Origin of the sequence: Amycolatopsis benzoatilytica AK 16/65 (assembly GCF_000383915.1) — a bacterium.
GTDB lineage: Bacteria > Actinomycetota > Actinomycetes > Mycobacteriales > Pseudonocardiaceae > Amycolatopsis > Amycolatopsis benzoatilytica.
In genome coordinates this window covers 7,780,755-7,793,398 of record NZ_KB912942.1, presented here as the reverse complement: position 1 = coordinate 7,793,398, position 12,644 = coordinate 7,780,755, and the positions used below count along the sequence as shown (strand labels likewise).

Here is a 12,644-nt window from a genome sequence, read left to right as displayed (position 1 = left end):
CGTTTTCGGCAAGACTGGCCGGGTGACGCGCACCATCAACGACGTCCTGGACGCGGTCGGCCCCCGCCTGAAGGCCTTGCGCACCCGCCGCGGCCTGACCCTGGCCGAGTTGTCCGCTGCGACCGGCATCTCGGAAAGCACTTTGTCGCGACTGGAGAACGGGCAGCGTCGCGCGAACCTGGAGTTGCTGCTCCTGCTGTCGCAGACCTACGACGTCCCGCTGGACGATCTGGTCGGCGCTCCGCGGGCGGGCGACCCGCGCGTCCATTTACGGCCGATCCACCGCCATGGAATGACGTACGTGCCGCTGACCCGCCGGCCGGGCGGCATCCACGCGTACAAATTGCTCATCCCCGGCCCGTCCGAGCCGTCTTTGCAGACTCACCACGGCTACGAATGGCTCTTCGTCATGAACGGCCGCCTGCGGTTGATCGTTGGCACCCGGGACCTGACGATTCCGCCCGGTGAAGCGGCGGAATTCGACGCGACGGAACCGCATTGGCTCGGCTCGGCCGACGGCGGTCCAGTGGAGCTGTTGATCCTGTTCGGACTGCGAGGGGAACGTGCCCAGGTGGAACCGCGCCACGACCCGGACGGAGCAGCCCCGTAACACTTTTCGCGATCGGTGCGACCTTCCCCTCGCACAATCGATCCCGAAAGGCCCGCAATGTCCGCCCCTGAGTATCCACCCGCGCCCCAGCCCACCGCTCCGAAGAACGGACTCGGCACCGCCGGATTCGTGCTGGGCCTGGTGGGATTGATCTTTTCGTTCATTCCGATCATCGGCGTCGTCGCTTGGCCGCTGGTGATCCTCGGCATCGTCTTCTCCGCGATCGGCTTCGCACGGGCCCGCTCCGGCAAAGCGACGAACCAAGGGCTTTCCATCGCCGGTCTCGTGCTTTCCGTGATCGGCCTGATCATCGCCATCGTGTGGGCGACCGTGGTCACCAAGGCGGTCAACGACGTCAACAACGAAGCGAACCGCACGGTGACCGTGCATTACGAGGTCACCGGCACCGCCACCGACGCGTCGATCACTTACACCACCCTCGGCGACAACGGCATGTCGACCAGCCAGGAACAGCCCAAAACGCTGCCCTGGTCGAAGGATCTCTCCACCAAGGGCCTGTTCAAAGGCGGCACTCTGACCGTCTCCACCGGCGCTAACGGCGGCGACGTGACCTGCAAGGTCGTCGTGGACGGCAAGGAAACAAAGACCTCGAAAGCGTCCGGTGCCTACGCCACCGCGTCCTGCGACGGGTTCTGACCCTCTACTCTGCGGCGGAGAAGTCTCCCCACCGCCAAGAGGAACCATGACCCGGCCCACCGCCGAAGCCGACGCCGTCGCCGAACAAGAACGCCTTCGCCCGCTGGTTGACCCGACCGGCCCAGGCATCGGCGACGGCGCGTTGGTGGCCGGTGTCGACGTCGCGTACGACGACGAACACGACGTCGTCGTCGCGGCAGCCGTACTCGTCGACTTCACGTCACAGGAAACCGTCGAAGAGGCCACCGCGACCGGCCCAGTCAGCTTCCCGTACGTGCCCGGACTTCTCGCCTTCCGCGAACTCCCGCCCGCGCTGGACGCGTTGGCCGCTCTCCGCCACCGGCCAGACCTGGTCCTCTGCGACGGCTATGGCGTGGCGCACCCGCGCCGCCTCGGGTTGGCCAGCCACCTGGGCGTCCTGACCGGCCTGCGCACCGCCGGAGTCGCCAAGTCGCCGTTCGTCTACGCGCACGCCGAACCCGGTCCGGACCGTGGCGACTGGTCCCCGCTGCTGGACGGGACAGAGGTGGTCGGCCGCGCGCTGCGGACACAGCCGAAGGTGAAGCCGGTGTTCGTGTCGGCAGGGCATCGGATCGGGTTGGCGGAGGCCAGCGACGCAGTTCTGGCCCTGGCGCGGAAATACCGGCAACCCGAGACGACCCGACGAGCGGATGCGTTGTGCCGGCGAGCGTTGAAGGAGCGGGTCGGCAGCTGAGGGAAACCGCGAAGGGAGAAGTACGGGACTTTTCAACTCGCCGGCCGTGATCAACGGCAACCCCCTGACAGTTCCGGTTCGTCTGCCAACTGGTACCGATAAATGGGCGTGAAACTGGCCCTGGTTGGGACCAGATGGATCTCGGACAGTAGTGGGCAGCACTGAGCGAACCAGAACCCGCGAGGCAGTCATGTCGGCCCAAATCCTTCCGCTGAACCACCGCGAACGAGCCACCCTCACCGCCGTCGCCCATGGCCGCGCCGAGATGACCTGCAGCTGCGAACCGGATCTCTACATCGACGGCGTGCCCTGCTGCGACCAGTTCACCGCCCACCGCCTCGCGCGGCTGGCCCTGGTCGTCCCCCAACGCAGCGGCCGCCGCGGCGAGCGAGTCCCGGCCCTCCTGACCGCCGCCGGGCTCGCAGCGATCAACCTGCCCGCGGCGGATCTGCCGCAGTCGGCTGCCTGAAGTCCTAGCCGAGCCTGTTCCGGCCCCTGAGATGTCTCGCTTGGTGCTGTCGCGATGCCTGGGCGACCGGCAGCCAGCGTGCCGGTCTGTCCGTAGAGGACCCCTTGAGGGAATCCAAGTCCCTGAAGGGGCCCTTCACGGACAGACCAACGGACCGTTCGGCGCGCACCACCTGAGACAGCTTCGAGCACTGGTTCGCGCGAAACTGGCTGTCGCGGACACTGGCGAGCAGCCCCAGGATTTGGCTGCGCAACGGTTCATGGCGCAGCGATGGTGGACCAGACTGTGGACCACTATCAGCTCAGCAAGGCCGCCCGGAATAGTCGGCCCACGCCTTGTGCGCGAAACAGCTGGCCAACGAGATGACTGCTTATGGAGCCGGCAAGGGGGTTCGAACCCCTGACCTTCTGTTTACAAGACAGATGCTCTACCAACTGAGCTATACCGGCGCACCCCAACAACACGGGCGACGCGCAGTATATCCGCCCACTCCCGCCCCGCCTTCGCCGCCCGGTGCCCTCCGGGCGCACCCTGGAGGGGGCTGCGGGCATCTCCGAGGCACTTGAGCGCCGGACGGCAACCCGCAGGTCAGCCGCGCAAAGCAGCGCGATCCGCGGGCATCCGGCACGATCGTGTTCGACTGTGTCGGACGCCACTGCAACAGCCGGGCCAGCGCCGCCGATGCTCCCCGGGAATGTGCGAGTACGAGCGAGGAGGTGGGGATCGACCATGAAGATCAACGAGCGTGCCGGCCAGGGCGGGCACCGGAGACGGTGGCCGATTCTCGAGTCCCCGGACGCGCGTTCGAGCCAGCGTCATCGGCCGAACCTGCTGCGCCGCCGCGCGTGGCACATTCTCGAGGCGCCGACGGCGCAGCAGCCGGCGGTCGAGGCGGAGGAGGCGCTCGGTCCCAAGCCGCCGGACGACGCGACCGTCAACTTCGTTCTCGATCTCACCTTGCGGATCGGCGAGGTCCAGATGGCCAGCGGGGCCGGCGCTTCCGACGTCACCGCGACCATCCTCGCGCTCACTTCCGCCCTCGGGCTGCCGCACTGCGAGGTCGACGTCATCTTCACGTCGATCACCGTTACCTGTCACCGGGGCACCGACCTCGCACCGGTCACCGCGTTGCGGGTCGTGCGGTCGCGCAGCCTCGACTACACGCGGCTGACCGAGACCGAAGCTCTCGTGCGGCAGATCGTCCGCGGCCGCACCGGGGCCGAGGAAGCGGTCACCGAACTGGACCACATCACCTCCGCACCGCACCCGTACGCGCGCTGGACCGCCACCGCGGCTTGGGGCGGACTCGCCGGGTTCATCACCTTGCTTCTCGGCGGCGGGCTGGACATCGCGGTCGTCGCCATGATCATCACCGCGGCGACCGACCGGATCGGCCGGCTGCTCAACCGGTTCCATCTGCCGTTCTTCTTCCAGCAGGTGGTCGGCGGGCTGTTCGCGACGCTGTCCGCGATGGCGATCGTCAGCAGCAACATCCTCACCACTCCTCAGCCGACCCTCGTGGTCGCCGCGGCGGTCACCGTGCTGCTGTCCGGGCTTTCCACCGTCTCCGCGGTCCAGGACGCGATCACCGGGTATTACGTGACCGCGGCCGGGCGATCGATGGAAACCGCGTTGATGAGTGCCGGGCTGATCACTGGCGTGGTCCTCGCGCTGCGGATCGCGGTGATGCTCCGCCTGCCGCGCACGCCGCTGCCGGAAGTGCCCGTCTCGACCGCGCAGCACCTGCCGGTGATCGTCATCGGCGGGGCGGGCGCGGCCGCCTGCTTCGCGCTCGCCTCGTACTCGACGATGCGCGCGATGCTGGTCGCCACCGCGGCCGGCGCGATCGGGGCGCTCGTCTACGGCGCGGTCGTGCTGGCCCAAGTCGACGCGGTGACCGCGTCCGCGATCGCCGCGACGCTCGTGGGTTTTTGCGGCGGGGTCATGGCGCGGCGGCTGAAAGTTACTCCACTCGTGGTCGCCGTGTCCGGGATCACCCCCCTGTTGCCCGGCCTCTCCACCTATCGTGGTCTATACCAATTGGCAGTGTCGCCAGGCGGCAACATCGCCACGCTGATGACCGCGGTCGCCATCGGGCTCGCCCTCGCCGCGGGCGTCGTACTGGGCGAATACCTCGCCCAGCCGGTCCGGACCGGACTCGGCCGACTCGAGCGCAGGCTCGCCGGACCACGTCTCGCCGGGCCGATGGAGCCGACCGAACGACGCCTGGAGTAGCCAGTTGCACCCCGGCTGGCCGCTCCCGCCGCGCTAGGGTTCCAGTGGGGCCGCGACCCGCCGATGACGAGGGAGCAGCTGGAGTGACTGACGTGATCGCCGAGCGGAAAAGCGCACCGTCCGCGGACTTCGTCGTGGTGGCCAACCGGCTGCCGGTCGACCTGGAACGCACCTCGGACGGCGGACAGCGCTGGACCGCCAGCCCGGGCGGGCTGGTTTCGGCACTCGAACCGTTCTTGAGGTCCCGCAAGGGCGCCTGGGTCGGCTGGCCGGGCGTACCGGACGTCGAGGTGGACGAGTTCGACGACGACGGGCTGGTCCTGCACCCGGTCTCGCTCACTTCGGCCGAGGTCCGCGACTACTACGAGGGCTTCTCCAACGCCACCCTGTGGCCGCTCTACCACGACGTCGTCGCCCGGCCCGCCTTCGACCGGTCCTGGTGGGACAGCTACGTGAAGGTCAACCGCCGGTTCGCCGAAGCCAGCGCGGCCGTCGCGGCGCACGGCGCGACCGTCTGGATCCAGGACTACCAGCTGCAGCTGGTACCGCGAATGCTCCGCGAACTGCGGCCGGACCTGCGGATCGGCTTCTTCCTGCACATCCCGTTCCCGCCGGTCGAGCTGTTCATGCAGATGCCCTGGCGGGCGGAGATCGTGCGCGGCCTGATCGGCGCCGATCTGATCGGCTTCCACCGTCCCGGCGGCGCGCAGAACTTCCTCTGGCTGGCCCGCCAGCTGGTCGGCCTCGAGCCGACCCGCGGCGCGGTCGGCGTCCGGTCCCGGCCGGGCATGGTGCAGGTCGGCGACCGCACGGTGCGGGTCGGCGCTTTCCCGATCTCCATCGACGCGGCCGGCCTCGACACGCTCGCCCGCAGCAAGGGCGTGGTCGAGCGGGCCAAGGAAATCCGCCGCGACCTCGGCAACCCGAAGACGATCCTGCTCGGCGTCGACCGGCTCGACTACACCAAGGGCATCGACCTGCGCCTGCAGGCACTGCACGAACTGCTGCACGAGGGCCGCCTCGAACCCGCCGACGTCGCGTTCGTCCAGCTGGCCACCCCGAGCCGGGAACGCGTCGAGCACTACCAGCGGATGCGCGGCGAGATCGAGCAGATGGTCGGCCGGATCAACGGCGAGTTCGCCCGGGTCGGCCACCCGGTCGTGCACTATTTGCACCAATCGGTGAACCGCACCGAGCTGGCCGCGTTCTTCTCCGCGGCGGATGTCATGGTGGTGACTCCCCTGCGCGACGGGATGAACCTCGTCTGCAAGGAGTACGTCGCGTGCCGCCCCGACCTGGGCGGCGCGCTCGTGCTGAGCGAGTTCGCCGGCGCGGCGGCAGAGCTGACCAGCGCCTTCCTCGTCAACCCGCACGATCTGGACGGGGTGAAGAACGCGTTGGAGGCTGCCATTACGCTCGACCCCGCCGAGGGCCGACGCAGGATGCGCGCCATGCGTCGCCAGGTCCTCACCCACGACGTCGACCGGTGGGCGCGCTCGTTCCTGCAGGCGCTGGGCGCAGAACCGGCCGACTGACCCTCCCCCCGTACCGCGCTGGACCTCCTGAGGAGGAGTGTTGACCGCCGAGGCGTTGCCCGCGGAGCTACGGCGCGCGATCGTGCAGATCGCCCGTACCCCGCGACTGCTGGTCACCTGCGACTACGACGGCACGTTGGCCCCGATCACCGCGAACCCGGACGAGGCTCGGCCGCTGCCCGAGTCCGTCGGCGCGCTCAGATCTCTCGCCGGCCTGCACGAAACCACTACCGCGGTGATTTCCGGCCGTGCCCTGCGCGACCTGGCGACTCTGTCGCGGCTGCCGGCCGAGGTGAATCTGGTCGGCAGCCACGGCTCCGAGTTCGACATCGGGTTCATCCACGCGCTGGACGAGAGCGCGAAGGCGTTGCACCGGCGGATCGAGCACGAGCTGGAGCAGCTGGTGCTCGACGTGCCCGGGGTGTCGCTGGAGGTCAAGCCGGCCAGCATCGCGGTGCACGTGCGCCGCGCGGAGCACAACGCCGGGCGGCGGGTGCTCGCGGCCGTGCACGAGGGTCCGGCGAAGTGGGACGGGGTCACGACCACCGACGGCAAGGAGGTCGTCGAGCTCGCGGTCGTGAAGACGGACAAGGGCAACGCCCTGGACACCCTGCGCCACCAGGTCGGGGCCACCGCCGCGGTGTTCATCGGCGACGACGTCACCGACGAGAAGGCGTTCGCCCGGCTTGCCGGGCCGGACTTGGGCGTCAAGGTCGGCGAGGGCGAATCGCTCGCCGAGTACCGGGTGCCGGACACCCTCGACGTCGCGACGGTGCTCGCGTTCCTGCTGGAAGAGCGGCGCAACTGGCTTTACGGCGAGTCCGCGCCGCCGATCGAGCGGCTGTCGATGCTGGCGAACGAGCGCTCGGTGGCGCTGGTGACGCCGGACGCGAAGCTGACCTGGCTGTGTCATCCCGGCCCGGACGCTCCCGCGGTGTTCGCCGACCTGCTCGGCGGGCCCGGGGCTGGGCACTTCTCGATCAAACCGCACCGCAACGGCCTGCCGCTGGGCCAGCGGTACCTGCCGAACACGATGACGGTCGAGACCCGCTGGTCCCGGTTGCTCGTCACGGACTACCTGGAGCCGGAGAGCCCGGCGCACCGCACCGACCTCGTGCGGGTCATCTCCGGTGAGGCGGTGGCGCAGGTCGTGTTCGCGCCGCGTCCCGAATTCGGCGGTGTCCCGGTGAAGCTGGTCGCCGAGCCGGACGGGCTGCGGGTGCTGGGCACCGCGGAGCCGTTCGTGCTCCACGCGCCCGGCGTCGAATGGACGATCACCTCGGACGGTCTGCACGACACCGCGACCGCGCTCGTGCAGCCGACGCCGGACGCCCCGGTGGCGCTCGAACTGCGGTGCGGCACGACGGATCTCGGCGAGCACGAACTGACCGAAGTGGACCGCCGGGACCGAGCGGGGCGGTACTGGAGCGACTGGGCCTCGAAGCTGAAGCTGCCCACCGTGCAAGCCGAACTGGTGCGCCGTTCCGCGCTGACCCTGCGAGGGCTGGTCAACACCGACACCGGCGGCGTGCTCGCCGCGGCGACCTCCTCGCTGCCCGAGGAGATCGGCGGGGTCCGCAACTGGGACTACCGCTACTGCTGGATCCGCGACGCCGCGATGACCGTGCGCGAACTGGTGCACCTCGGCTCGCACGAGGAGGCCGAGGGCTACCTGCGGTGGCTGCACGGCGTGCTGGCCACGCTGGCCGGCCCGGAGCGGCTGCACCCGCTGTACACGCTGGCCGGCACGGTCATCGGCGCGGAAGCGGTGATCGAATCGCTGCCCGGGTATGCCGGTTCGCGCCCGGTGCGGGTCGGCAACCTGGCCAACCACCAGGTGCAGCTCGACGTGTTCGGCCCGGTGGTGGAGCTGGTCGCCACGCTGGCCGAGGTCCGCGGAGAACTGCGCCACGAGGACTGGCAGATGGTCCGGGCGATGGCCGAGGCGGTCACCCGGCGCTGGAACGAGCCGGACCACGGCATCTGGGAAGAGCGGCACGTGCCGCGGCACCGGGTGTACTCGCGGGTGATGTGCTGGGTGACCATCGACCGCGCGGTGCGGCTCGGCGACGAGTACGGCCGCGACGTGCCCGGCGCCTGGCCGAAGCTGCGCGACCAGATCAAGGCCGACGTGCTGGAGCACGGCTGGAACGAAGAGGTCCAGGCGTTCACCACCGCCTACGACGGCACCGACCTCGACGCCGCGTCCCTGTTCGTGGGTCTCACCGGGCTCATCGACCCGACGGACGAGCGGTTCCAGAAGACCGTGACGGCGATCGAGGCCGAGCTGCGCAGCGGGTCCACCGTCTACCGCTACCGGCGGGACGACGGGCTGCCCGGCGGCGAGGGCGGCTTCCACATCTGCGCGGCCTGGCTGATCGAGGCGTACCTGTGCACCGGGCGGCGCAACGAGGCCGAGGAGCTGTTCACGCAGATCGTCGACGCGGCTGGCCCGACCGGTCTGCTGCCTGAGCAGTTCGACCCGGTCGCGGAGCGTTCGCTGGGCAACCACCCGCAGGCGTACTCGCACATCGGCCTGATCCGGTGCGCGAACCTGCTGGCCGAAAAGTCGTAGCCACCGCCCGCGCCCCCGTTCGCGCCCCGGTGCGGATTCCGTGAAGGGCCCCTTGAGGGACTCAGATTCCCTCAAGGGGCCCTTCACGGACTTGCCCCAGACGTGCCCAGCGTTAGCACGCCTTGGTGACAAGTGCCGGGAAGACCTCCTTGGCGGAAATACCTTCCGTTAAGGTGGCCTTCACGAGCATTTGCACGTTCATTTCGGGTTGCGGCGCGGAGGTGACGGGTGAAGCACTACTACGGGCAGCAAGCCGCGGAGTACGCTCCGCTGCCGCCGCTGTTCGCCGCCCGGTTCCGCCTCGGCACCGTGGTCACCGGGGTTTCGCTGGCGATCGGCACACTGCTCGTTCTCGCGCTCACCGCATTCATCAACAGCACGCTGCACGGGCGAAGCCTGCCGCGCTCGCCGCTCGGCACGGCCATGCTGCTGCTGCCCACGATGTGCGTGCTCGGCACCGCCGTCGTGGTGTTGTCCGCGCGGCGCTGCCTCCAGGGCGATTACCTGGTGATCGCCCGCGCACGCAGCACCCGCACCGCACTCGCCTGGTGCTTCACCGCTTTGTCGGTCAGCTGCCTGCTGGCGCTGACAACGTCCGCGCTGGTCGATCTCTGGTCCAGCCACGCCCGGTTCGGCTTCACCGAACTGCTGGCGACGTTCGCCAACTTCGCGATCGGCCTGATCGGGTACGCCGCCGGGCTCTGGTACGTGCGGCCGTCGGTGCGCACCCTGGAGAAATTCAGCGACCACCCGATTTGGTGAACGCTGCCCGGACCTGCGGGCAACAACGGGCATGCAGGTGACCCGGTCCGCGCCGGGCGGGCAGTTCGCCTATCCCTTCCCCGACCCGGGCGGCGGGTCCACCGTCGCCCCGCCGAGCATCGCCGGGACTGCGGACCGCGCTGGTGCAGGGAAGGGATCCGCCCGCCTCCGGATTCGGCCGGGCAGCCACCGGACGCGGCCGGTCACTGTGCGTGATTGGCCGCGTTCAACGCACTCGCCACGTCCGGTACTTCCAGCACCCGGATCCCGTCCGGGAGCTTGCCCGAATCAGGCGGCACCAGTGCGTGCGTGAACCCGAGCCGGGCCGCCTCGGCCAGCCGGCGCGCGACGTTCGGCACGCGCCGGACCTCCCCGGCCAGCCCGACTTCGCCGACCGCGACCAGGCGCGGCGACAGCGCCACGTCGTGCAGCGATGAGGTCAGCGCGAGGACCAGCGCCAGGTCGATGGCCGGTTCGGTGATCTTCATGCCGCCGACGGTGGCGACGTACACGTCCTTGTCGCCCAGCTTCATCCGGCCGCGCTTCTCCATCACGGCCAGCACCATGGCGACGCGCGCGGAATCGAGGCCGCTCACGGCGCGTCGCGGCTGGGGCATCCCGCTGCTCGACACCAGGGCCTGTACCTCGCCCAGCAGCGGCCGTTTGCCCTCCATCGCGACAGTGACCGCGGTGCCCGGTACCGGCTCCGCGGTACGGCTGAGGAACAGCCCGGACGGATCCGGGACCCCGACGATGCCCCCTTCGGTCAGCTCGAAGCAGCCGATCTCGTCGGCCGCGCCGAACCGGTTCTTGATGCCGCGCACCATCCGCAGCGTGGAGTGCTTGTCTCCCTCGAACTGAAGCACCACGTCCACCAGGTGCTCGAGCACCCGCGGACCGGCGACCGAGCCGTCTTTCGTGACATGTCCCACGAGAACCACCGGCAGCCCGCGTTCCTTGGCGAGCGCCACCAGCCCGGCGGTGACCGCGCGAACCTGGGTGACACCGCCCGGCGCACCCTCTGCCTGCGGAGATGCCATGGTCTGCACTGAATCGACGATCAGCACCCCCGGCTTGACCGCGTCGACGTGGCCGAGGATCGCGGACAGATCGCTCTCCGCGGCGAGGAACATTTCACCGTGCACGTTGCCGGTGCGCTCGGCGCGCAGCCGAACCTGGCCCGCCGATTCCTCACCCGTCACGTACAGCGAACGTCCAGCGGTGGCAGCCCATTGGTACGCGACTTCGAGCAGCAGCGTGGACTTGCCGACGCCCGGCTCGCCGGCCAGCAGCACCACCGCGCCAGGCACCAGCCCGCCGCCGAGCACCCGGTCCAGTTCGGACACGCCGGTGGCCTTCGCCCTGGCCGCCTCGACGTCGACCTCGGCGATCGGACGGGCGGGCGCGCTCGGCGCACCGGCCGCCACCCGGGCGATCGCCGGCTTGGCGGAACCGCGCTCCTCGAGCGTGCCCCATGCCTGGCATTCCGGGCAGCGGCCGACCCACTTGGCCGTCTCGTACCCGCATTCGGCGCACCGGTGAACGGTGCCGGTCTTCTTCACCACGGCGCGAGGCTAACCGCGGGCACCGACGAAAACGGCGATCAGGACCGCGCGTGTGCCGGCGCGGCGACCGGCATCTCGACCACGATCGGGCCGGCGTTCTGGAAGACGAAGGTCACCTTGATCGTCGTGCCCGGCCACAGCGGCTGCTTGAGGCCCTGCAGCACGACCTTGCCCTCGCCGACGGTCGTCGACACGCCGCCGCTCGCGCCGGTCTGCGGAGCACTCGACGCGCTGCTCGGAGCGGAGCTGGAGTTCGCCGGGCTGGCCGGAGCCGAGCTGGAGTTCGGGGCGCTGTTCGCGCCGGATTCCGGCGTGCTCTGCGGCGACGCGGGCGCCTGCGAGTCGCCCTGCTCGACGGAGTCCGCCGGGCCGATCACGAGCGAGTGGCCGGCGACGATCGCGGTGTCCCCGGAGATCTGTGCGGGCGAGGTGGTGCCCTCGGAGCTCACCGAGACCAGCTTGTCGTCCTTCTGGCCCTGGTTGACGATGGTCAGCGTGAGCGGCGCGTTCGCGCCGGCCGGATAGCCCGGTCCGGACGCCGGATACTGCACCGCGACGTTGCGCAGCACGATCGTCTTCACCTGCGCGTAGGTGCCGTTGACCGCGGGCTGCTGGGTGTCGGTCTGAGTGATCTGACCGGCTCCGCAACCGGCAAGCACGAGTGCGGCACCGAGCGCCGACACGCCTGCGCCGAGCACGCGGCGATTCTGCAGCCTCACGTCAGAGTCCTTCCCTTTCACGGCCTCGTCCCGTCGAAGACTAGCCGGGCGCATCCGCACGCGCGGAACCGGTGTGGGTTCCCGGCCGATTGACTGTCCACAAAGGATCTCGCGGTACCGCGCGGAGGGCTCGCAGTTCACCTGCATGAGCACGGCGAAATCCGGTTTGTCAACCCCCGCCCAAGCCGCTGACCTGCGCGTTCGATCTCGGGTCGCTACGCGGCCGCCGGACAGCCGTGATAGGATGGAGTCAGCGAAAGGGGCAGAGGACACATGGTTTTCAAGGTCGGAGAGACCGTCGTCTACCCGCACCACGGTGCCGCACTCATCGAAGCCATTGAGACCCGCGTGATCAAGGGCGAGGAAAAGAAGTACCTCGTCCTCAAAGTCGCGCAAGGGGATCTTACGGTTCGCGTGCCCGCAGACAACGCCGAGATCGTCGGCGTGCGCGATGTCGTCGGGCAAGAGGGACTGGACAAGGTCTTTGACGTGCTGCGTGCTCCGCACACCGAAGAGCCCACGAACTGGTCTCGGCGGTACAAGGCCAACCTGGAGAAGCTCGCCTCCGGCGATGTGAACAAGGTGGCCGAAGTGGTGCGCGACCTCTGGCGGCGAGAAAAGGACCGCGGACTTTCAGCCGGCGAGAAGCGGATGCTGGCGAAGGCACGGCAAATCTTGGTCAGCGAGCTCGCGCTCGCGGAGGGCACCGACGAGGGCAAGGCGGAAACGCTCCTCGACGAGGTCCTGGAGACCGCGACGGTCTGACCCCGGGTCCTCCGGTTCGCACTCGTGGCAACCGGTT

General features: G+C 69.5%; 11 protein-coding genes and 1 tRNA gene. 9 read left to right on the top strand and 3 right to left on the bottom strand.

The genetic code is table 11. The annotated features are described in order from the left end of the window. Positions 1-22 precede the first annotated feature (22 nt). The 4 genes from AMYBE_RS42995 (at position 23) to AMYBE_RS0136395 (ending at position 2,451) form a co-directional block, all read left to right on the top strand. Positions 23-610: a helix-turn-helix domain-containing protein gene (locus AMYBE_RS42995; RefSeq protein ID WP_020664324.1), complete on the top strand. Its 588-nt coding sequence runs from the start codon at positions 23-25 to the stop codon at positions 608-610. A 57-nt stretch (positions 611-667) separates the two neighbouring features. Beyond that, a complete protein-coding gene (locus tag AMYBE_RS0136405) occupies positions 668-1,267 on the top strand; it encodes a DUF4190 domain-containing protein (protein ID WP_020664323.1) in 600 nt (199 codons plus the stop codon). 46 nt (positions 1,268-1,313) lie between these two features. Continuing rightward, positions 1,314-1,982, top strand: coding sequence for an endonuclease V (locus AMYBE_RS0136400; RefSeq protein WP_020664322.1), 669 nt, complete (start codon positions 1,314-1,316; stop codon positions 1,980-1,982). A 190-nt stretch (positions 1,983-2,172) separates the two neighbouring features. Continuing rightward, entirely contained in the window at positions 2,173-2,451 is a 279-nt protein-coding gene (locus AMYBE_RS0136395; RefSeq protein WP_020664321.1) for a hypothetical protein, read from the top strand. A gap of 373 nt (positions 2,452-2,824) precedes the next feature. Here AMYBE_RS0136395 and AMYBE_RS0136390 read toward each other — a convergent pair. Further along, positions 2,825-2,900 (bottom strand) — tRNA-Thr (locus AMYBE_RS0136390). Positions 2,901-3,180: 280 nt separating this feature from the next. On the opposite strand from AMYBE_RS0136390, the gene AMYBE_RS0136385 reads away from it, so the two are divergent. From AMYBE_RS0136385 to AMYBE_RS0136370, 4 genes are all read left to right on the top strand, one after another. Further along, positions 3,181-4,686, top strand: a complete 1,506-nt coding sequence (locus AMYBE_RS0136385) for a threonine/serine exporter family protein (protein ID WP_020664320.1) — start codon at positions 3,181-3,183, stop codon at positions 4,684-4,686. An 83-nt stretch (positions 4,687-4,769) separates the two neighbouring features. Beyond that, positions 4,770-6,221 carry an alpha,alpha-trehalose-phosphate synthase (UDP-forming) gene (locus AMYBE_RS0136380; protein ID WP_020664319.1) on the top strand — a complete coding sequence of 484 codons (1,452 nt, stop codon included), beginning with the start codon at positions 4,770-4,772 and terminating at the stop codon, positions 6,219-6,221. 40 nt (positions 6,222-6,261) lie between these two features. Next, entirely contained in the window at positions 6,262-8,796 is a 2,535-nt protein-coding gene (otsB, locus tag AMYBE_RS0136375; RefSeq protein ID WP_034289766.1) for a trehalose-phosphatase, read from the top strand. A 228-nt stretch (positions 8,797-9,024) separates the two neighbouring features. Continuing rightward, positions 9,025-9,558, top strand: a complete 534-nt coding sequence (locus AMYBE_RS0136370; protein ID WP_020664317.1) for a hypothetical protein — start codon at positions 9,025-9,027, stop codon at positions 9,556-9,558. A 203-nt stretch (positions 9,559-9,761) separates the two neighbouring features. Here AMYBE_RS0136370 and radA read toward each other — a convergent pair whose 3' ends face one another. After that, positions 9,762-11,120 carry a DNA repair protein RadA gene (gene radA, locus AMYBE_RS0136365; protein WP_425386967.1) on the bottom strand — a complete coding sequence of 453 codons (1,359 nt, stop codon included), beginning with the start codon at positions 11,118-11,120 and terminating at the stop codon, positions 9,762-9,764. A 41-nt stretch (positions 11,121-11,161) separates the two neighbouring features. Beyond that, positions 11,162-11,842: a copper chaperone PCu(A)C domain-containing protein gene (locus AMYBE_RS0136360; protein ID WP_020664315.1), complete on the bottom strand. Its 681-nt coding sequence runs from the start codon at positions 11,840-11,842 to the stop codon at positions 11,162-11,164. A gap of 273 nt (positions 11,843-12,115) precedes the next feature. Here AMYBE_RS0136360 and AMYBE_RS0136355 point away from each other — a divergent pair, with 273 nt between their 5' ends. Then, a complete protein-coding gene (locus tag AMYBE_RS0136355) occupies positions 12,116-12,607 on the top strand; it encodes a CarD family transcriptional regulator (RefSeq protein WP_009084200.1) in 492 nt (163 codons plus the stop codon). The last annotated feature ends 37 nt before the right edge of the window (positions 12,608-12,644 follow it).

Excerpts from the sequence above, each read along its gene's own strand:
- AMYBE_RS0136385 (WP_020664320.1), top strand. The coding sequence starts at position 3,181 with ATGAAGATCAACGAGCGTGCCGGCCAGGGCGGGCACCGGAGACGGTGG.
- AMYBE_RS0136355 (WP_009084200.1), top strand. The coding sequence starts at position 12,116 with ATGGTTTTCAAGGTCGGAGAGACCGTCGTCTACCCGCACCACGGTGCC.
- AMYBE_RS0136405 (WP_020664323.1), top strand. The coding sequence starts at position 668 with ATGTCCGCCCCTGAGTATCCACCCGCGCCCCAGCCCACCGCTCCGAAG.
- AMYBE_RS0136400 (WP_020664322.1), top strand. The coding sequence starts at position 1,314 with ATGACCCGGCCCACCGCCGAAGCCGACGCCGTCGCCGAACAAGAACGC.
- AMYBE_RS0136395 (WP_020664321.1), top strand. The coding sequence starts at position 2,173 with ATGTCGGCCCAAATCCTTCCGCTGAACCACCGCGAACGAGCCACCCTC.